The organism is Mesorhizobium sp. ESP7-2 (genome assembly GCF_020164715.1).
GTDB lineage: Bacteria > Pseudomonadota > Alphaproteobacteria > Rhizobiales > Rhizobiaceae > Mesorhizobium.
On the sequence record NZ_JAIUGQ010000004.1, the window covers coordinates 149,159 to 167,828 of the forward strand.

Genomic DNA, 18,670 nt, shown 5'->3' on the forward strand with positions numbered 1-18,670 from the left:
GAAATGTCGCCGGCAATCATCTTCGACATCCATCTCGCTCTGGGCTACGTGCCGTGGTTGCTGTGCTTCGGCGCCTATGTCTGGCCGAGGCTCAAGTCGATGGACCGCCTCGAGGCGCAACGCGCGATCGCCACCCTGCACAGCTTCCGCTTCTTCGGGCTTGTCTTCATGCTTCCGGGTGTCGTCGGGCCCAATCTGCCGGCTGGTTTCGCCGTCCTCGCGGCCTATGGTGACTTCGCCACCGGCCTGCTGGCCATGCTGGCGCTTCTGACGGCCCGGAGACATCAGCTATTCTGGCCGCTCGTCGTCGCCTTCAACCTTGTGGGAACCGTCGACATCGTCGTCGACTATTATCACGGGGTCCAGCTCGACCTTCCCGATCTGGCTGGAGAGCTGGGCGCCGCCTACGCGATCCCGATCCTCTATGTGCCGCTGCTGATGGTCACGCATGCCGCCGCATTCTATCTGCTGATGCGCCGCCGGCCCGAGCCGGTTCAGGGCGCCCACCCCTGATCGGCCGCACGCGGCCGGAAAGAATCGATTTTTTATGCAACCTCTGATGGACGCGTGCGTTACAGCCTCCCCGGGAGGAGGTTTGCGATTTTGGAGCGTTTCGAGATCCTGTACGAGCCGACAGGCACGTATTCCATTTTCGACAGATACACCGAATTGCCGGTTACGGTGGAAGGCAGGATCTTGATCGGGCTCCATCGGCACGAAGTGCCGCTGGCTCTGCTCGCCAGCATGGAGCCCGATGACAGCGGGGTGCCGTCGCTCTCGCTATCGAGCGGCCGTCTCTCATACGAATATCAGCGAGACGCTTGCAAGCGTGAATGAACGCTCTCATAAGTTGCGACAAGGCATACAGCATGAAAGAAAATCGTGCCGTTATCATAGCATGAAAGGGGAATCATGCCCGACCAGAATGCGCTTGTCCGCGCGGCCATCGCACGGCTGCTCTCGCAGAAAACCGGGGCCTCCGTGATTTCGATGAAGGAGTCTATCGAGGAACTGCCGGCGACAGCCGGCGCGGCGCTGACCATCGAAGACCTGCAGGATCTGTTGCTGGAAATGGCGGAGGAGCGTGGAATGATGGTGGCGCTCGATCTTTAGAGCGGTTCCAGGAAAGGTGTGAAACGGTTTCCCGGGAAAGGCGAGTTAGAAACGTTTATCGTGACCTTGAGACGGCGAGCGGCTCAGCGTGCCGATTAGGTAAGTAGCCATCCTAATTTTCAGCATGGCTGAAGACGACAGTTCCATTGTCCTTGCGAACTTCAACGCAAATGATCCCCTCGTCACCCCTTCGGGTCTGAAACATAGCGATTGCGTTTTGCCACCTTTTCGGCGTCAAAGATCACCTTGTCGATGATGCCCTGTCTTCCGTACCAAATAACGGTGAACGCCATTCGCCGCCTCCATTCGAGGCACCATAGGCGCTCTTACCGGTACCTTCAAACGGCTCGACAAGATACGCGTCTGTGGCAAAAAGGCGGCGCGAAACGGCGGCCTCTCCCGCAGATTCAGCCACCCATCTTCTTGGCCATCGCGCAGAAATCTGCATGCGACTTGTTGATCGTGGTATCGCCGCAGTCTTTCAACACCGCCTTCTTTTCATCTGGCTTCATGGACATCCATGCGGTCTTGAAATCCGCTTCCGACCTGAGTGTTTTCATGCCGGCATCGGTGAAGAACGGCGACATCTTTGCCGGATCGTCGAGCGCGGAGGTGCCACCACCAGATGCAGCCAGCGCCGAGCCAGTCATCATTGTGAGCGCCATCGCGCCCATAGTGAGTACTTTGAAGGTCACTTTCATCTCCTCACGATTTACGTCGATCGCATGCAACGATCATCCCTCGAAACGTCATCGTGCAGGAAAGGTTGCCCGCCTGCGCCGAAAAGGCGGAATTCTATTCCGTGGAATGCAGTTTGGACGCAAAGGGCGCGGAGACCCAGCCTGAACCGAAGTCCTGCCGCAGCTCGTCCAGCCGCCGACGTGACCTTAAGCAGCGCGAGGCTCAGGTGCCCTGCATTGGCGGCCAGGGTCCGGCAGTCACATCCGTCCCGCCTCACCAGATGCTACCAACAACCATGCGATCCAGGCTTTTGCGCGGACTTTTGGCGAAAGAGGCGTTGACGGATTCAAACCAGCTGTCAGGCATCGTCAACAGGGACCGGACACATCTGACGGCTGATCTATCAGACGATCTCGGGTCAGGCGCTTGGTCCGGCTGGACCCTGCCAACTCAACACATCGTCGGCTTTGAAAACACTCTCGCGTAGTCCGCTAGGACGAGGTCTTCATTAGCGAGCCGGATCAACGTGCGGATGTGCTCCCCTCGGCGGTGAACTGATGCTGAATCCTGGTTTGTCCCGCCGTTCGGATAGAGCCGCGCAGAATTGGATGCAGCGTTGCGGACAGCGGCAACGGCCGATACCTTCGCCAGAGCGTCGCGGTTCGTATGAGCCTTTGCATGGCCACGCTTCCTGGACACTCCATGGGAGTCGATCGGAATCTTGGCGCTCCGAAAGCGGTTTCTTTCCAGTGGCTTGTCCCGGCCTTAGTGCTTTTCGCGGCCGCATAGCCGTCCTTACTTTGGTCGCCTGGACTAGCGTAATCCTGATTGCCGTAATTTGGATTACACCAGTGACGTCAGTTTGTTCATCAGGCCAGCCTTGGAAAGCCTGGGCGCTTGGTCGAGACGCGGCCCATGTTGCGGTTGCTGGGGTGAGAGCGCGTTGACGTTGGGACCGAGCGTTTCCTCAAGCGTTCGGGCAATGCCGTCGGCGCCAAGCAGAAGCATAGGCAGTCGGTAGGCCTCGGCCCAGGCACGCCAGTCGGCGGCAACAAGTTCGAGGTCGTCGGACACCAGCAGCGGCACCATCAGCATCGGATCGTTGTGCAGAAGCTTGAGCTCCGCTGTGAACTTTCCATCCGGATCCTCCATCGCGCAGGCGGCCACGCCGCGGAAAGTCTTGGCGGGAAGGGCAATGATTGCCGGCACGCTGCTTAAATCCTGCGTGCGGCGGACCACCACACCACGCTGGTTGAGCGTGAAGGTCACGTCGCCATAGTCGTCGCGCGTGGTATAGCTCACGGTCTCCGGCAGGCGCGATGGGTCGAGACGCCTGTTGCGGCCGGTCCAAGAACTCGTCTCCGGTTCAGTATGAGTCCGCTCACCATCGGCCATCATTGGCACCTGGACAGAGAGGGGCCTGAAGCACAGCACGCAACCAATGCCCCGAGTGAGCCCCAATCCTCTGCGGCGCCGCCGTTCGGCTTGCGTCCAGCAACAGCTGCGTGCCTTCGCAATCTGCACCCCTTGTTGAGGTCGAACCGGATGTACCCGGCTCGAACTCTCAGCACATGTTCTATGTCACATAAAATAGCAGTGTATTCTGTATTAGCGATTACTAATTTATGTCAATTTTTTGGTACTTTGGCAAAAGACTGTCGGCTGAGCTATCCAACTCGACAAACGCGGCGGAACCCAGTCAGCGCATTTGTTGCGCGTCGATTCCGAGGAGGCTTCATTGGCTCATCGGGTCGTTGGTGATGAGGATATCGGCCGGTTAGGTCAACGGGCGGCGGAGGGGTTGCTCCGAATCCTGCGCCGCTGCCAACCTTCGTCCCAGTGACCGTCATCCATATCGCCGCCCCACATCTTGCCAGCCGATCAGACCACTGATTATGCTTTAATGCCGATCATCCCTGGCTCCCAGGACGGAAGATTCCGTCGACAGGCGCGGGCCGGCCAAGCTGCCCGCGTGGCCAGCAGCGAAGGGACAACGGCTGCGTTCGCCCGAACTTGCCTTTCGTCGGGCTGTTGCCAACCGTGAAAAAAGCTCGCCGCTTTTCGGCAGCGGCCTTTTCGGGGAGTCCTGGCTTGTCAATTGCTGTGGGCCCGCCTCACTGGCGCCGAAGCGGGCCCGGCCGTTGAGCGCGCATGTTTGGGGCTGGGCTCGTTATCTGTCATCCTAAAGGGCTGGCTGACTTTCTAGCCGCGGCGTCAGGCTTGACCATGCTCATGTGGGGTTAGATCGATGCTTCTAGGAATCCATCATATTGCAATCATCTGCAGTGACTACGAGCTGTCGAAGGAGTTCTACAATAAACTCGATTTCGTCATCGTCGACGAAAATTGGCGCACCGAAAAGCAATCTTGGAAGTGCGACTTGCGGCATGGTCCCGTCCAGATCGAATTATTCAGTTTTCCCATGCCACCCAGCCGGCCGACCAGGCCTGAAGCATGCGGACTACGACACGTAGCATTCTCGGTCGACTCGGTAGAGGCGACAGCCCGGTTGCTTCGGGCAAGAGGCGTCGACGTTGAGCCGGTCCGCATAGACCCTCACACAGGACGTTCGTTTACCTTCGTGGCAGACCCCGACGGTCTCCCCATTGAGTTCTACGAGTTTGACAGTCGGAGGATTGCGACGAGAAGAGTGCGGAGCTGCCGGCACCCGGCTGACGGTGCGCACCTCGTTAGATGGTTTCAAGCCGGCTGAACCGAACCGGGATGAGTTTCCGAGTCTCGAGTTGCCCAGCAGCATCCTTGTCGATGACAGTCAGAAACTGTACTTCTTCAGAGGCCAAAGGCAGAACAAGGCGTCCCCCTGGCTTGAGCTGATTCAGTAAAGCCGGCGGCGTCCGCTCAGCTGCTCCGCTAACCAGGATCTTGTCGAATGGGGCGTGCTCGGGCCAGCCGCGAGACCCGTCTCCGACACGAACGGCGACATTCGAGAAGCCAAGGCCCTGCAGCAGAGCCTCGGCATGGCTCGCGAATTCCTCGATGATTTCGACGCTCCAAACTTGTCCTGCGAGTTCAGCGAGGATGGCGGATTGATAGCCCAGGCCAGTCCCGATCTCGAGCACCGTTTCGTGCGCTTGGGGAGTAAGGAGATCGGTCATCAGAGCGACCATGAAGGGCTGCGACACAGTCTTATCGAAGCCGATCGGCAGCGGCATGTCCTGGTAGGCATAGGGCGCGACCGCAGAGGGCACGAAGAGATGTCGCGGGACCCGCTGCATCGATGCCATCACCCGCTCATCGAGCGTTGCCTTGCCGAGTTCTTCGCTTGCAAGGTCGGCATGGATCGCAATCATCTCGACCATGTGCCTGCGCAGAACCGCAAGATGCTCTTCGTTCATCGGTTTCATGACGGTGAGGCTTTCCTCGACCAGCTGCTGCCAAATAGCATTGTATCCTGTTCGTCTCGCCACCGTAACCGACAAGGCCGATGCGCTGGGCATTTCCCGACGTTAGGCTTCCGATCGTTTTCATCAGCGGCTACGCAGACGTCACCATGTGCGTATGGGCGATAAAGGCGGGAGCGTCCGACTTTTTGACCAAGCCCGTTCGACACTACGACTTGCCAAATACCATCGGTTTTGCCATGGCGGCCACACCAAGTTACCTCGTTTAAGTGTTGCCCTTGGCGCTCAGCCGCCGCTTCTGCCATCGCCGTTGCATTTGGCGCCGCCCCGGGTCGAAAATGCCTCCGATGAAAGCAGTTCCTAGGCTCACCACACCAAGGCTCGTTCTACGGGCGCCGAGCGAACGCGATATCCCGGCATGGTTTGCGCGCGCCACCGATGTCGAATCCGCCTCCCTTGCCGGCGATCCCGTTCCCGACGACATAAGCGCGGGCGCGCGATGGCTCGCGCTTTCGCGTCAGCGCTTCGCCGACGGCAAGGCGATCCAGTGGTCCATAGACCGGGCATCGGAAGTGATCGGGACGATAACCCTGTCCTTCGCAACCGACGCCAAGGCGGCCGCATTGGGATTTGTGCTGGCGCGTGCGCATTGGGGGCAGGGACTGGGCAGCGAGGCCGCGCGCGAAGTCGTTCGCTATGCTTTTGAAACCCTGGCTCTGGAACAGGTGACGGCCGAGGCGGTGACGCGCAATGTCGCGTCGCTGCGGATATTGGCGAAGCTCGGCTTCAAACATATCGAGAGCTTCATCGATGAGTCCGATGGCGAGCATTGCCAGCGTTTTGCGCTCGACGCAGACATCGGAACGTCCACTCCTGGCGAGCCAGGCTTAGAGCGGTTCAGCGTTTGATAGAATCGCCGAACCGCTGTAACTCTTTATTTTTACTCAATTCCCTAGGGAAAGCGCTACGCGCTTTTCCTGGAATTGCTCCAGAGCCATCCGCTCGCGGCTCCGGGCTGAGATCGGAGCACGCCAAAAAAACCCGTGGTTATTCAAGTCAATCACACGACCTCGCGGCCTTGAGCGCTTCGGCACGAGCCGGTTCGGGCAAATTCGCGATCCTTCGAACGGATGCATAGAACCTCGGATAATCGCCGGAGCACAGGTCGAACAGGCGAAGAAATGCTGGAACCTGTTCGCCGTAGACGGCGGTCGCGGCGAGCTTTGCGTTGTTGATCGGGGAATTGAACCACGCGTCGTATCCCTGGTATCCGGCCCATCGTTTGTCGCGCATTTGCCGATAGCGCATCCGAAGCCTGTCGAGCGTGGCGGCCTTGGCGGCCGCCATCTCATCCGGGGCACGGGAGCTTTCATAGACCTGCCGCAACTCGTCGCGCGTTTTCGACACCAGTGCGACAAAATCGGCGCTGCGCTTGCGATCGGCTTCGTAGCGGCGCAATCCGGCGCGATCGCCGGCCGCACGGAGCCATTTTCTTGTGCCGGTGGTTTCGACGGCGACCGCGAAAGCCTCGTTGAATGCGGAATCGCCGTTCACATAAAGGCGCTGATGCGCCAGTTCATGAAAGATGAGGCTTGCGAGATAGGTGTCGTCCTGACGCAGCATGGTGCTGAGCAGCGGGTCACTGGACCAGCCCAGTGTGGAATATGCGGTGACGCCGCTGACATAGACGTCCAGCCCCCGTCCATGAAGTGCGACAGCGCTTTCGGCTGCGGATTTGCGATCGAAGTAACCCCGGTACGGAACGCAGCCGAAAACCGGAAAGCACCATGTTTTTGGCGTGAGCGAGAATTGCGGCGCGGCAAAAACGGCCCAGGTCACAGCGTCCCGGTGGATGTCGACATAGCTGTGGTAGCTGCTGTTTTCGGGCAGTGCCAGCTCGTCCGTCGCGAACCGTCTTATGGCGTTCGCCGACGTCAATCTGGTGCGCAATGCCTCAGGGGTAGAAGGGGCTTTGATCAGTTTTCCGACATCTTCGCGCGCGGCCATGATCCGGACATGGCCCTCCAGCGATTGCGCGTAGTAGGAAATGCTGGTGCAACTGCTCACCGCGGACGCCATGATTACCACGGCAAACAATCGAAAGATGCGCTTCACGGCTTCCCCACCACTTCGTCACCTCCCATGGGAGCACATGTCCCGATCACGCTCCAGTGTCTCAAACAGGCGCACCAATTTTCGTCAAGGTCCATAGGGCGGCGGCGCGGACTGTCGACCTGGTCGCGGCTGACGCCCAATCGCGTGACTCTTTTCCCGACCCTCAAACGTCTTAGCTACAGTGAAACACTGGAGCAGGATCCAATGAGCCTCAGGGACAGGAATATCGTGGTCACCGGCGGCAGCCGGGGGCTTGGCCTCGGACTGGTCGAAGCGCTGGTCGAGCAAGGGGCCAGCGTGACCGTTGTCGCGCGGGGCGCCGAGGCGCTGGATGCGGTCGGTGCGCGGCTTGGGGTCGCCACCGTCGCGGCCGATGTCACGGACGAGGACGCGGCCTATCGCATCCTTGGCGAGGTCTGCCCTGACATAGTGGTGCTGAACGCCGGTGCAACGCCCCGGATGGGGCGGCTGGACCAGTTGAAGTGGGAGGATTTCTCCGTCACCTGGGAGACCGACGTCAAGGCCGGGCTCTACTGGCTGCAGGCGGCGCTGAACCTGCCGCTCAAGCCGGGCAGCCGGGTGTTGGTCGGGTCGAGCGGTGCCGCCGTCACGGGGTCGCAGATGTCGGGCGGCTATGGTGGCTCCAAGCGGATGCTCTGGTTCATGGCCAAATACGCCAATGGCGTGGCGCAGGAGAAGGGCCTCGGCATACGCTTTCAGGCGATCCTGCCCCGCCAGATGATCCTCGGTACCGGGATCGGCGATGCGGGCGCCGGCGCCTATGCCGGCTCGATGGGCATCACGCCGGAACAATTCGTCACCCGTTTCGGCGCGCCGATGCCGCCCCGGGCGTTCGGCGACAGGGTGGTTTCCGTGCTGGAAGACCCGCAATATGCCGAGGGCGTCGTCTTCGGCCTCAGCGGCGACGCGGGCGTAACGATCATGGAGGGTCCTTGAGCGACGGAAAGCGACCCGTGGAGCGCGACCGGCAGGAAGGGCTGCTTGCCCTTGCGGCGGCTTTGCGGCCGGAGCTGCACCGCTATTGTTCGCGCCTGATGGGCTCGGTCATCGACGGCGAGGATGTCGTGCAGGACACGTTCGCGCGCGCCTTCGTTGCGCTCGACGAATTGCGCGAGGTGCCGCAGCTCAGGCCCTGGCTGTTCCGGATCGCCCACAACCGTGCGCTGGATCTTTTGCGCAGCCGCGCGATCCGCGCCGCGGAGCCCATCGAGGCGGCGCTTGAGATTGCCGACGAGGCCGACCCGGCGGAGATGCTGATGCGCAGGCAAGCCGTGCAAACCGCCGTGTCGCGCTTCGCGGAGCTTCCGGTGCCGCAACGCAGCGTCATCATCCTCAAGGATGTGCTCGACGAACCGTTGGCCGACATCGCCGCTTTGCTTGGCGTCACGGTCGATGCGGTGAAGGCGCATCTGGCGCGCGGCCGCGCCCGGCTTCGGCGGATCAACGCCGAGGCCAAGCCGCTTCCCGATGCACGCATCGCATCGGCGGCCACCGTGCGCTACGTCAATCTGTTCAACCAACGCGACTGGGACGGCTTGCGCGCGCTGCTCGCCGATGATGTGAAGCTCCACCAGTCCATGCACCCGCCGCGCGCGGGCGCCGCCGACGTCGGCATGTTCTTCACGATCTATGCCAAGAGCGACGGCTTGTGGCTCCGGCCGGCATGGGTCGAGGGCCGCGAGGTAATCGCGGTGTTCGAAAACCGGGCCGCCCCGAAGCCAAGTCATTTCATGTGGCTGGAATGGCGCGAAGGCCAAATCAGCTTCATTCGCGACTACCGTTATACCAGCTACGTTCTCGACGACGCGGAACTGGTGCTGGCAAGGGAAGCCGGATCTTCCAGTGGTGGCGGTGGACGCAGATAGGCGACAGTCGGGTTGCCTGGATCAACGCTTGACTGCAGCGGGCGAGGGCCGCCGCACCAAGGCGTCGTGGCTTCACGACGGGATCAAGGACGAGACCTCGCGGTCGGACGGCCGCTCGCTCGCCGCCAGCCCGGCGACCACGCCGGCGCGGTCGGCGGCGTTGCGGTTCTGGCTCATCTTGCGCTTGCCCTCGAGCCTGACGACCGGCATGCGCAGCCCGACAATGCCGCGAAGCTGCGACTGGATGAAGTCGGGCGGTGCGTCCGACACCGCCCAGGGCGCGGCGCGGGCGCCCTCATGCAGGTTCGTCAGCCGGGTGACGACCTCCAGGAGCCTGTCCGCATCGTCGAAGAACTCGACCGGTCCGTAGGCGTGGACCGCGGCGTAGTTCCAGGTCGGCACGACCTTGCCGGTTTCCTGCTTGGTGGCGTACCAGGCCGGCGTCACATAGGCGTCCGGCCCCATGAAGATGGCGAGCCCGTCGCCAATCGCAGGAACACGCCACTGCGGGTTGGCCCTGGCCATATGGCCATGGATGACGCCGTGCTCGCCCTCGGTCTCGTCGAGAAAAAGCGGCAGGGGGGTGGCGAGCGGCCCGTCCGCCGTGGCGGTGACCAGGTTGGCCAGCCGCGCGGCGCGGATCGTCGCCAGGATGCTGTCCTTGTCGTCGTCGCGGAAGGCGGGCGGCGTGTACATTTTCGAACTCCTTGCATTGCAGGGGAAGATGCCACACAATCTGGCCTGTTGGAATATCCAGTTTTAAAGAGTTTGGATGGTCCAGTTGAGGTGGTCCAGTTGACTGGCGACGGAACCGCGCGCCGCATCATCGCCGCGATCAAGGAACAGATCCACAGCGGCGCCTATCAGCCGGGCGACCGTTTGCCGTCGACCCGGGTCTTCGCCGCCGAATGGGGCGCGTCGCGCACGACCGTGACGGCGGCCTACAGCCAGCTCATCGCCGAGGGTTACCTGGCCTCGCGGGCCGGTGCGCGCGCGGAAGTGGCGCAAGGGTTGGGGGCCGCGGCGGCGCCGAAGCCCGCCATGGCGGCCTTGCCCCGGCACCTCTCGGCCTTCGCGCAACGCCTGCTTGCCCTGCCGGCGCCAGCCTTGGCGCAACCGGCGCGGGTCGCGGACTTCCGCTATGGCGACCTGTCGGGCGCCGACTTTCCGGTGCTGGCCTGGCGGCGCGCCATGAACAGGGCCAGCGTGGGGCGCGGCGCGCGGCTGGCCTATGGCGATCCCCAGGGCTCCGCCGATCTGCGCGCCGCGCTGCAAGGCTATCTCTGGCGGGCCCGCGGCATCAGCTGCACGCCGGACCGGATCGTCATCGTGAACGGCTCGCAGCAGGGCCTCGACCTCTGCGCCCGGCTGCTGCTCGATGCCGGCGACCGTTTCGTCATCGAGAACCCCGGCTACCTGCTTGCCCGCCAGGCCTTCGCGGCGGCGGGCGGTGTCGCCACGCCCATTGCCGTCGACCGCGACGGGCTGAGGACGGACGCGCTGCCGCCGGCGCGGCTCGCTTATGTGACGCCCTCGCACCAGTTTCCGCTCGGCGGCATCCTGTCGGCGACGCGCCGGCGCGCGCTCCTGGCCTGGGCCGCGCGGGAAGGCGCCTACATCATCGAAGACGATTACGACGGCGAATACCGCTACGACATCGCACCCATTCCGCCGCTGCAGACGCTGGACGCAGACACGGTCATCTATGCCGGCACGCTGTCCAAGACGCTGTCGCCGACGCTGCGGCTCGGCTATCTCGTCGTGCCCGCCGGCCTGCGCGTGGCTTTCAGCGCCGCCAAGCGGCTGACGGACCGGCACTCTCCGCTGCTGGAGCAGGAGGCGCTGGCCGACATGCTGGCCGGCGGCGCCTATGAGCGCCACGTGCGCGCCATCCGCAGGAAGAACGCCGAACGAAGGGCGCTGCTGCTGAAGGCGCTGGCGGACAATCTCGGCCCGTCGGTCACCATCGAGGGCGCCGACACGGGGCTGCATCTTGTCATCTGGGTGAACGGCGTCGGCGCCGGGCGCGTTGCGGCGATCGTCACGGCCGCGCACGCCGCCGGGATCGGCCTCCATCCGGTGTCGCCGCTCTACGACCCGGCCGGGCCGCAGCCGGCCCTGGCGGGGTTGATCCTGGGCTATGCCGGGCTCCACGCCGAGGCCTTGCGGCAGGGCGTGGCGGTGCTGGCGACGGTGCTGGCCGGGTTCCGTTGAAATCAGCCGAGAAGGTTGCGCGCTGTCCTCATGAAAATCTTCGAGCCGATCGGGATCAGGTCGTCGGGAAAGTCATAGTCGGGGTTGTGCAGCGCCGGGTGGCGTTCGCCGGCGCCGAGGAAGAACATCGCCGACGAGGCGCTGTGGCCGAACAGGCCGAAATCTTCCGAGGCGCGCATCGGCAGGGCTTCCTCGCCATGCGCGACGCTCTCTTCGTCGAGGGCGCGCCGCAGATGCTCGACCGCGTCGGGCGCGTTGACGCTGGCGACGAAGATCTCGTGATAATCCCAACTGGCGGAGAGGCCGTGCCGGCCGGCGATCTCGGTGACCAGCGCTTCAGCGGCGGCGCAGAGATCGGCCATGCGCTCGTCGCGGCGGGTGCGCAGCGTCGCCCAGACCTCGGCGTGGCCGGGCGCGATGCCGAACACGGCTTCGCCCATCCGCGCATGGGTGACGGTGACCATTGAGAAATCATCGTCGGCGAAGGTTGCGCGGCCGAGCGCGGGCAGAGCCGGCATCAGCTCGCTGATCGCGAGCATGGGCGAGGTTCCGGTCTCGGGCATGGAGGAGTGCGCTGTCTTGCCCTCCAGCACGATGCGCATGCCGCGCGAGGCGCAGTTGACCACGCCGGGCTTGAGCCTGACCTCGCCGAACGGCACGCCGGGCAGATTGTGCAGCGAGAAGGCGAAATCCGGCGCGATCTCGCCGAAGCGCGGATCGGCGACGACGCCGGCCGCGCCATTGCCGGTTTCCTCCGCCGGCTGGAACATCAGCACGACGCGGCCGCTGGCCGGCCGCTCCCGGCCGAACTGGCGGCCAAGCGCGGCCAGGATGGCGGTGTGTCCGTCATGGCCGCACATATGCGACTTGCCCGGCACTTGCGATGCATGCGGCACGCCGGACAGTTCCTCGATCGGCAGTGCATCGAGTTCCGAACGAAACAGGACGGTTGGTCCGTTTTTGCCGCTGTCGTAGATGGCCGCCACGCCATGCCCGCCCAAGCCGGTCAGCACCTTGTCCGGTCCGGTGTCGGCGAGGAAGGCGACGACCTCTTTCGCCGTCTTCTCCTCCTCGTTCGAGATTTCCGGCTGCCGATGCAGCTGGCGCCGCCACTCGGTCAGTTCGACGATGTCGCGATTGGTCAGGGTCATGTTTTTTGCCTCCGCTCCATTCCTGTGCTAGCGATAAACGGGCGTGCCTGCCACGGTCCAAGGTCCGGGCTTCGGCGGGCCAGAAACGTTCGCGCCCGCTATCTCACGCGGTTGGGGCACAGCGCCTTGAACTGGTCGAGCGTGTAGTCGTAGCCCGAGGCGCCCGAACCATCGAGCACCACTTTTTCGTCAACGGCGGTGATCCGGTAATCGGTCGTCACATCGGTGCCCTTGTTGCGGCCCTGGAACAGCATCTTGGCGCCATAGAAGGTGGTGAACTCGCCGGTCTTGCAGTTGGCCGTGATTTCAAAGTGCAGGGGCACCGTCATCTCCGCGTCGACGCACGCCTCGGTGAAGTCGTGGGCATATTCGCGGCAGTAGACGCGGGCGTTCGGCCTGCTGTGTCTGGCCAGGATGCTGGCGTGCGTGGAGCCGATGCCCGACTTTTTGACGATGGTAAGCTCCATTCCGACCCTGGAGCCGTAATAGAGCGTCGCGGCGCCAGCCGGCGAGGCCAGCAGCATGGCGCAAAGCACAGCCAAGAGACGTCGCATGGAAACTCCTCCCTTGGGGCGAAGGATTGACGCGCGGCATCCTCCGGTCAAGCCTTAATGCGGCCCTGCATCTACGCTTCCCTGGGCGGACTTCAGGTCAGGTGGACCGCATTTTGCCGCACCTGGCCCAATCGCCTCGGCCCGGGAAACGGATGGTCATTATGAGACGATTGTTTATAACGGTCGCTGAAATCGCGATACCAAGGGGAGACGATGCGCTACATACGTCCGCTTTCAATCGAAGACGCCGTCGGCCAACTGGCCGGATCGGCCGGCCCGGCCGCCATCCTTGCCGGAGGCAGTGACCTTCTGGTGAGGATGAAGGGCGGCTTTGTCGAACCCGAACTGATCATCGACATCAAGTCGATCGCCGGCTTGCGCGACATCAGGGAAACCGCCGACGGCTTCAGCATCGGTGCCGCCGTGCCTTGCGCCGTGCTGGGCGAGAACGCTGCGCTCAAGAAGGCTTGGCCAGGCGTCGTCGAAGCTGCGAAGCTGATCGGCTCGAAGCAGGTGCAGGGACGCTGCACGATCGTTGGCAATTTGTGCAACGCCTCGCCGGCGGCCGACAGCGTGCCGGCGCTGGTGGCGGCGGGCGCCAAGGCGGTGGTCGTCGGCCCGTCGGGCAAGCGCACGATTGCCGTCGAGACCGTGCCGACCGCGCCGGGCCGGACATCGCTCGCCAAGGGCGAGATCATTGAGGCGATCCTGCTTGGCAAGCGCGCGCCGCGTTCGAGCGATGCATATCTGCGGTTCATTCCGCGCACCGAGATGGACATCGCCGTGGTCAGCGCGGGCGTCAACCTGACGCTGGACGAAGCCGGCGTCGTGACGGCGGCCCGCGTGGCGATCGGCGCCGCCGCGCCGACCGTGCTTTTGGTCGAAGAAGGGGCCGAGGCCCTGATCGGCCGCAAGCTCGACGAAGCAGCGCTGGAGCGGCTCGCCAAGGTCTGCGCCGGGGCCTGCCGGCCCATCGACGACAAGCGAGGCACAATCGAGTTCAGGCGCAAGGTTGCGGGCGTGTTGGCCAAACGGGCCGCACAGACCGCCTATGCACGTGCAGGAGGCAAATGATGGCTGGTGTAGCTGTTTCAACCACAATCAACGGCGACAGCGTCGAATATCTCTGCCAGCCCGACGAGACGCTGCTCGACGTGCTGCGCGACCGGCTCGGGCTGACCGGTGCGAAGGAAGGCTGCGGCACCGGCGACTGCGGCGCCTGCAGCGTCATCGTCGACGACCGGCTGGTGTGTTCGTGCCTGGTGCTCGGCGCGGAAGCGGAAGGCCGCCGCATCGAGACCGTCGAGGGCATGGCGCATGGCGACAAGCTGCACCCGCTGCAGCAGAAGTTTTTGGAGCACGCGGCGCTGCAATGCGGCATCTGCACGCCCGGCTTCCTGATCGCGGCCAAGGATCTGCTGGCAAAAAATCCCGACCCGACCGAGGAAGAGATCCGCTTCGGGCTGGCCGGCAATCTCTGCCGCTGCACCGGCTACGACAAGATCGTGCGCGCCGTCCAGGACGCCGCCACCGTAATGAAGGGAGCCTGAGATGAATTTCGATCCGCGTTTTTCAGGGCGTAAATTCGCTTCCGTCGGCACGCGCCCGATCCGTCCCGACGGTGTCGACAAGGTGACCGGCCGCGCCCGCTATGGCGCCGACTTCAACATGGCCGGCCAGCTGGTCGGCCGCGTGCTGCGCAGCCCACACGCGCATGCGAAACTCCGGAAGATCGACACTTCGAAGGCGGAAGCGCTTGCCGGCGTCAAGGCGGTGATCACCGCCGCCGACCTGCCTGATCTGACCGATGGCGATGCCGCCATGTACGACATCCTCGACAATTGCATGGCGCGCACCAAGGCGCTCTACGACGGCCATGCGGTGGCCGCGGTCGCGGCGATCGATGCCCACACGGCCAGGCAAGCGCTGAAGCTGATCGAGGTCGAGTACGAGGTGCTGCCGCATGTCACCGATGTCGATGAGGCGATGCAGCACCATGCGCCGCTGATCAACGACACGATCTTCACCGAGGGGCTGGAGGAAAAGCCGGTCAAGCCCTCCAACGTCACCAAGCGCTCGCAGTTCGGCCATGGCGACGTCCATCAGGGTTTCGGCCACGCCGATTTCATCGTCGAGCGCTCGTTCAAGACCGAGCAGACGCACCAGGGCTATATCGAGCCGCATGCCTGCGTGGCCAATGTCAGCACCGACGGCACCGCCGACCTCTGGGTCTGCACGCAGGGCCATTTCGTCTACCGCCAGCACTGCGCGCAGCTGCTCGGCATGGAAGCCTCGAAGCTGCGCGTCACTTCGTCCGAGATTGGCGGCGGTTTTGGCGGCAAGACCCATGTCTGGGCCGAGCCGGTGGCGCTCGCTTTGTCGCGCAAGGCCGGACGCCCGGTGAAGCTGGTGATGACCCGCGACGAGGTCTTTCGCGCTTCGGGCCCGACCAGCGCCACCTCGATCGACGTCAAGATCGGCGCCCGCAAGGACGGCACGATCACGGCGGCCGAAGCGACGCTGCGCTACACCAGCGGCCCCTATGCCGGCACCTGGGCCGAGATCGGCGCCATGACGGCGTTCGCCTGCTACAGGCTCGACAACGTCAAGACCGTCGGCTTCGAAGTGCTGGTCAACCGGCCGAAGACCGCCGCCTATCGCGCGCCGTCGGCGCCGATGGCGGCCTTCGCGGTGGAAAGCACCGTCGACGAGCTCGCCAAGGAGCTCGGCATGGATCCGGTCGAGTTCCGCATCAAGAACGCCGCCCAGGAAGGCACGCGGTCGTCCTACGGCCCGGTCTACGGCCCGATCGGCATTGGCCCGACGCTGGAAGCGGTGAAGAACCACGCGCACATGAAGGCACCGCTGAAGGAGAACCAGGGGCGCGGCATGGCCTGCGGCTTCTGGTTCAATTTCGGCGGCCAGACCTGCACCGACCTGAACATCGGCATGGACGGCTCGGTCTCGCTCGCCGTCGGCACGGTCGATGTCGGCGGCTCCCGCGCCTCGCTGTCGCTGGTCGCGGCGGAGGAGCTCGGCATCGCCTATGAACAGGTCAAGGCCATCGTCGCCGACACGTCGAGCCTCGGCTACAACGACATGACCGACGGCAGCCGGGGCACGTTCTCGTCCTCGATGGCGACGATCTCGGCCGCCCGCAACGCGATAAAAATCCTGCGCGAGCGCGCCGCGCAGATGTGGGATATCTCGGTCGACGACGTGGTCTGGGAACAGGGCCACGCGGTCGCCAAGGGCGAGAAGCACGGCAATCTCGGCAAGCTGTCGCTGAAGGAGATCGCGGCCCAATCCGGCAAGACGGGCGGGCCGATCGCAGGCCATAGCGAGCTCGTCGCCGACGGCGCCGGCGTCTCCTTCGCCACCCATATATGCGACGTCGAGGTCGACCCCGAGACAGGTTCGACCAGGGTGATCCGCTACACGGTGGTGCAGGATGCCGGCAAGGCGGTGCACCCGACCTATGTCGAGGGCCAGTACCAGGGCGGTGCGGCGCAAGGCATCGGCTGGGCGCTCAACGAGGAGTATATTTACGGCAAGGACGGGCGGCTGCAGAACGCCGGCTTCCTCGATTACCGCATCCCGGTCTGCTCCGACCTGCCGATGATCGATACGCAGATCCTGGAAATCCCCAACCCCAACCACCCCTATGGCGTGCGCGGCGTCGGCGAAACCTCGATCGTGCCGCCGCTGGCGGCGATCGCCAACGCGGTCTCGAACGCGGCCGGCGTGCGCATGACCCACATCCCGATGTCGCCGCCCCGCATCCTGGCGGCCATCGAGGCGGAACGGGAAGGCTAGGGCAGGGTTAAGCGGCTATGGTCGAAGTCACGCTCTGGGGCGCGCTGGCCACGACCGCCGGAGGCAAGAGCAAGGTCGAGGTCGAGGCCAAGGACATAAGGGAGCTGTTCAGGAAACTCGCTGAACAGTATCCCGGCCTGGAGCCATGGATCGATCGCGGGATTGCCGTCGCGATCGACGGGACGATCTATCGGGATACGTGGTCGAAGAAACTGCCGCCGGGCGCGGAGATATTTTTGCTGCCGAGGCTGGCTGGGGGGTGAGGGCGGGGCGCAGGGTATAAGTGTCAGCTTTGCGCCAATAACAGTGGTCGCAGTTGCGCCAGATGTGGACGTGCGTTCGCCCGCTTCGCGAGACGGTTCTTCGCGGGAAAGAGACATTCGCGCGCCGCGGCTCGCGGGCTAGGCCACGGTGTGCCTCGCACACATGACGACGCCATTTCAATCCAGGGACGGCTATTTGCAGCCGTGCTCGGCGATGGTCGCCTTCCAGTCCGCCGCTATTCCGTCGAGGGTCTCCTTTGCCGAGCCGCCATCCTTTAGCATGTAGGGTCCGAGACGTGCGTTCATCTGGTCGATGAGCTTGGCGTAATAGGGCTCCGCCCAGAAATCTTTCACGACAAAGAGGCTCTGGTAGAAAGCGTCATTATAGGGAGTAGCGTTGCGGAATCTCGGCGATGCCAAGATCCGCGCGTCGGCAGTATAGCCGCCGAGATCGGCCCATTTCTGCTGAGTGTCATCGCGAGATAGCCACTCCAGGAACTTCCTGGCTTCCTTCTGCTTGTGCGAATAGGACACGATCGAGATGCCCTGGCCGCCGAGCGCCGTGAAACGGTCGCCACCCGGGCCGGCCGGGCTGGCGAAGAACCCGGTGACGGAAGCGTTTGGATTGATCGACGGATTTACCAGCGCTGGGAAGAAGGCAAAGAAATTCATGCTCATTGCCGCGAGATTTCCGGTGATGGCCAGGTCTTCCTCTCGATTGGTGGTATTGGCCCAGTCCGGCGGCGTGAAGGAATAGAGTTCCTTGTAAGCCTTCAATGCCCGAACAGCCTGCGGCGAGTTGACGATGCCGTCAACCGCGCAGGTGGCATAGTCGCCGAGTTCACCCCCGTAGCTGAACAACTCGGACATGAAGCCCATGATGAGCCCGTCGCCGTGCTGCTCCGTATAGATGGCGACCCCGTAACGCGGCGGATTGGAGTGTGGTCGGTAGAAGAACTCGGCGATGTCGCGCAGTTGCATCCAGGTCCTCGGTGGGGCGAGGTCATAACCGTATTTCTCCTTGAAGGCCTTCATCTCGGAGGGATCCTCGAACCAGTCCTTGCGATAGGCCCAGCCGATCGCGTCGGCTTCGAGCGGCACGGCCCAATAACGGCCGCTGCCCTTCGGGTATTCCGAGTAGTAGGTCATTGAGGCGGGCGTCATGACGTTGATGAGGTCCAGCTGCCGCACGAGATCGGTCAGCTCGAAATAGTGGCCCTCCGTCGCGCCGGCTCCCAGCCACTGCGAATCGCCGACGACCATGTCGTAGGAGTCGCCATGGGCATTGAATTCCATGAATGCCTTGTCTTGGAAGCCGGGCCAGTCCACGGTCTCGACCATGACTTTGACCCCGGTTTCCTTCTCGTAGTCGTTGGCGAGTTCTTGCAGATAGTTGGCCGGATCCCATTCCGCCCACAGGATGGTGAGCTCGGTCGCTGCGGCCGGCCGACCCGCAGCCAGCAGCGCTACGCCCGCGAGCAGGCCGATCCACATTTGCTTGAACATGGCGCTCCT

The 18,670-nt window shown here is 63.5% G+C and carries 19 protein-coding genes and 1 pseudogene; 12 read left to right on the forward strand and 8 right to left on the reverse strand.

Annotated features, from left to right (window positions below; translation table 11 throughout):
• The first annotated feature begins 3 nt into the window (after positions 1-3).
• The 3 genes from LB543_RS06255 (at position 4) to LB543_RS06265 (ending at position 1,113) form a co-directional block, all read left to right on the forward strand.
• The gene (locus tag LB543_RS06255; protein WP_224613460.1) at positions 4-513 is read left to right on the forward strand and encodes a hypothetical protein; all 510 of its coding nucleotides are present in this window, start codon (positions 4-6) and stop codon (positions 511-513) included.
• Positions 514-603: 90 nt separating this feature from the next.
• On the forward strand, positions 604-837 hold the full coding sequence (locus LB543_RS06260; RefSeq protein WP_224613461.1) for a hypothetical protein: 234 nt from the start codon (positions 604-606) through the stop codon (positions 835-837).
• Between the two features lie 75 nt (positions 838-912).
• Positions 913-1,113, forward strand: coding sequence for a hypothetical protein (locus LB543_RS06265; RefSeq protein ID WP_224613462.1), 201 nt, complete (start codon positions 913-915; stop codon positions 1,111-1,113).
• 407 nt (positions 1,114-1,520) lie between these two features.
• Here LB543_RS06265 and LB543_RS06270 read toward each other — a convergent pair whose 3' ends face one another.
• Both LB543_RS06270 and LB543_RS06275 read right to left on the reverse strand, forming a co-directional pair.
• Positions 1,521-1,808, reverse strand: a complete 288-nt coding sequence (locus LB543_RS06270) for a hypothetical protein (RefSeq protein ID WP_224613463.1) — start codon at positions 1,806-1,808, stop codon at positions 1,521-1,523.
• A gap of 870 nt (positions 1,809-2,678) precedes the next feature.
• Positions 2,679-3,189, reverse strand: a pseudogene (locus tag LB543_RS06275) (DUF6101 family protein); the annotation flags it as partial.
• An 853-nt stretch (positions 3,190-4,042) separates the two neighbouring features.
• Between LB543_RS06275 and LB543_RS06280 the strand changes: the two are divergent.
• The gene (locus LB543_RS06280; RefSeq protein WP_224613465.1) at positions 4,043-4,507 is read left to right on the forward strand and encodes a VOC family protein; all 465 of its coding nucleotides are present in this window, start codon (positions 4,043-4,045) and stop codon (positions 4,505-4,507) included.
• Here the strand turns inward: LB543_RS06280 and LB543_RS06285 are convergent.
• On the reverse strand, positions 4,485-5,159 hold the full coding sequence (locus tag LB543_RS06285) for a protein-L-isoaspartate(D-aspartate) O-methyltransferase (RefSeq protein ID WP_140763862.1): 675 nt from the start codon (positions 5,157-5,159) through the stop codon (positions 4,485-4,487). The genes LB543_RS06280 and LB543_RS06285 overlap by 23 nt on opposite strands.
• A 275-nt stretch (positions 5,160-5,434) precedes the next feature.
• Here LB543_RS06285 and LB543_RS06290 point away from each other — a divergent pair, with 275 nt between their 5' ends.
• Positions 5,435-6,064, forward strand: coding sequence for a GNAT family N-acetyltransferase (locus LB543_RS06290; RefSeq protein ID WP_224613466.1), 630 nt, complete (start codon positions 5,435-5,437; stop codon positions 6,062-6,064).
• A gap of 148 nt (positions 6,065-6,212) precedes the next feature.
• Here LB543_RS06290 and LB543_RS06295 read toward each other — a convergent pair whose 3' ends face one another.
• Positions 6,213-7,271 (reverse strand): aminopeptidase, encoded by a 1,059-nt coding sequence (locus LB543_RS06295; protein WP_411908743.1) that lies wholly within the window; start codon positions 7,269-7,271, stop codon positions 6,213-6,215.
• 204 nt (positions 7,272-7,475) lie between these two features.
• Here LB543_RS06295 and LB543_RS06300 point away from each other — a divergent pair, with 204 nt between their 5' ends.
• The gene (locus LB543_RS06300) at positions 7,476-8,228 is read left to right on the forward strand and encodes an SDR family NAD(P)-dependent oxidoreductase (protein WP_224613467.1); all 753 of its coding nucleotides are present in this window, start codon (positions 7,476-7,478) and stop codon (positions 8,226-8,228) included.
• Positions 8,225-9,157 (forward strand): sigma-70 family RNA polymerase sigma factor, encoded by a 933-nt coding sequence (locus tag LB543_RS06305; protein WP_224613468.1) that lies wholly within the window; start codon positions 8,225-8,227, stop codon positions 9,155-9,157. The genes LB543_RS06300 and LB543_RS06305 overlap by 4 nt, the downstream gene beginning before the upstream one ends.
• A 72-nt stretch (positions 9,158-9,229) precedes the next feature.
• On the opposite strand, the gene LB543_RS06310 is transcribed toward LB543_RS06305, so the two are convergent.
• Positions 9,230-9,853 carry an FMN-binding negative transcriptional regulator gene (locus LB543_RS06310; RefSeq protein ID WP_224613469.1) on the reverse strand — a complete coding sequence of 208 codons (624 nt, stop codon included), beginning with the start codon at positions 9,851-9,853 and terminating at the stop codon, positions 9,230-9,232.
• A gap of 90 nt (positions 9,854-9,943) precedes the next feature.
• On the opposite strand from LB543_RS06310, the gene LB543_RS06315 reads away from it, so the two are divergent.
• Positions 9,944-11,371, forward strand: a complete 1,428-nt coding sequence (locus tag LB543_RS06315) for a PLP-dependent aminotransferase family protein (protein WP_411908744.1) — start codon at positions 9,944-9,946, stop codon at positions 11,369-11,371.
• A 2-nt stretch (positions 11,372-11,373) separates the two neighbouring features.
• Here the strand turns inward: LB543_RS06315 and LB543_RS06320 are convergent, their stop codons facing one another.
• Together LB543_RS06320 and LB543_RS06325 are read right to left on the reverse strand one after the other, a co-directional pair.
• Positions 11,374-12,522, reverse strand: a complete 1,149-nt coding sequence (locus LB543_RS06320) for an amidohydrolase (protein WP_224613471.1) — start codon at positions 12,520-12,522, stop codon at positions 11,374-11,376.
• A gap of 98 nt (positions 12,523-12,620) precedes the next feature.
• Complete coding sequence (locus tag LB543_RS06325) at positions 12,621-13,076, reverse strand: hypothetical protein (protein WP_224613472.1); 456 nt, start codon at positions 13,074-13,076, stop codon at positions 12,621-12,623.
• Between the two features lie 213 nt (positions 13,077-13,289).
• Here LB543_RS06325 and LB543_RS06330 point away from each other — a divergent pair, with 213 nt between their 5' ends.
• The 4 genes from LB543_RS06330 to LB543_RS06345 are packed head-to-tail and all read left to right on the forward strand — an operon-like array spanning position 13,290 to position 17,155.
• The gene (locus tag LB543_RS06330; protein ID WP_224613473.1) at positions 13,290-14,150 is read left to right on the forward strand and encodes an FAD binding domain-containing protein; all 861 of its coding nucleotides are present in this window, start codon (positions 13,290-13,292) and stop codon (positions 14,148-14,150) included.
• Positions 14,150-14,626: a (2Fe-2S)-binding protein gene (locus tag LB543_RS06335; protein WP_140763913.1), complete on the forward strand. Its 477-nt coding sequence runs from the start codon at positions 14,150-14,152 to the stop codon at positions 14,624-14,626. The genes LB543_RS06330 and LB543_RS06335 overlap by 1 nt, the downstream gene beginning before the upstream one ends.
• Before the next feature lies 1 nt (position 14,627).
• Positions 14,628-16,892 (forward strand): xanthine dehydrogenase family protein molybdopterin-binding subunit, encoded by a 2,265-nt coding sequence (locus LB543_RS06340; RefSeq protein ID WP_224613474.1) that lies wholly within the window; start codon positions 14,628-14,630, stop codon positions 16,890-16,892.
• 17 nt (positions 16,893-16,909) lie between these two features.
• Positions 16,910-17,155 (forward strand): MoaD/ThiS family protein, encoded by a 246-nt coding sequence (locus tag LB543_RS06345; protein ID WP_140811411.1) that lies wholly within the window; start codon positions 16,910-16,912, stop codon positions 17,153-17,155.
• A gap of 192 nt (positions 17,156-17,347) precedes the next feature.
• Here LB543_RS06345 and LB543_RS06350 read toward each other — a convergent pair whose 3' ends face one another.
• Entirely contained in the window at positions 17,348-18,661 is a 1,314-nt protein-coding gene (locus LB543_RS06350; RefSeq protein WP_224613475.1) for an ABC transporter substrate-binding protein, read from the reverse strand.
• Positions 18,662-18,670 lie beyond the last annotated feature (9 nt).

Bases quoted from the DNA above. Each gene is read 5' to 3' on its own strand.
- LB543_RS06255 (WP_224613460.1), top strand. From the start codon at position 4: ATGTCGCCGGCAATCATCTTCGACATCCATCTCGCTCTGGGCTACGTG.
- LB543_RS06265 (WP_224613462.1), top strand. From the start codon at position 913: ATGCCCGACCAGAATGCGCTTGTCCGCGCGGCCATCGCACGGCTGCTC.
- LB543_RS06280 (WP_224613465.1), top strand. From the start codon at position 4,043: ATGCTTCTAGGAATCCATCATATTGCAATCATCTGCAGTGACTACGAG.
- LB543_RS06285 (WP_140763862.1), bottom strand. From the start codon at position 5,159: ATGAAACCGATGAACGAAGAGCATCTTGCGGTTCTGCGCAGGCACATG.
- LB543_RS06300 (WP_224613467.1), top strand. From the start codon at position 7,476: ATGAGCCTCAGGGACAGGAATATCGTGGTCACCGGCGGCAGCCGGGGG.
- LB543_RS06310 (WP_224613469.1), bottom strand. From the start codon at position 9,853: ATGTACACGCCGCCCGCCTTCCGCGACGACGACAAGGACAGCATCCTG.
- LB543_RS06320 (WP_224613471.1), bottom strand. From the start codon at position 12,522: ATGACCCTGACCAATCGCGACATCGTCGAACTGACCGAGTGGCGGCGC.
- LB543_RS06325 (WP_224613472.1), bottom strand. From the start codon at position 13,076: ATGCGACGTCTCTTGGCTGTGCTTTGCGCCATGCTGCTGGCCTCGCCG.
- LB543_RS06330 (WP_224613473.1), top strand. From the start codon at position 13,290: ATGCGCTACATACGTCCGCTTTCAATCGAAGACGCCGTCGGCCAACTG.
- LB543_RS06335 (WP_140763913.1), top strand. From the start codon at position 14,150: ATGGCTGGTGTAGCTGTTTCAACCACAATCAACGGCGACAGCGTCGAA.
- LB543_RS06340 (WP_224613474.1), top strand. From the start codon at position 14,628: ATGAATTTCGATCCGCGTTTTTCAGGGCGTAAATTCGCTTCCGTCGGC.
- LB543_RS06345 (WP_140811411.1), top strand. From the start codon at position 16,910: ATGGTCGAAGTCACGCTCTGGGGCGCGCTGGCCACGACCGCCGGAGGC.
- LB543_RS06350 (WP_224613475.1), bottom strand. From the start codon at position 18,661: ATGTTCAAGCAAATGTGGATCGGCCTGCTCGCGGGCGTAGCGCTGCTG.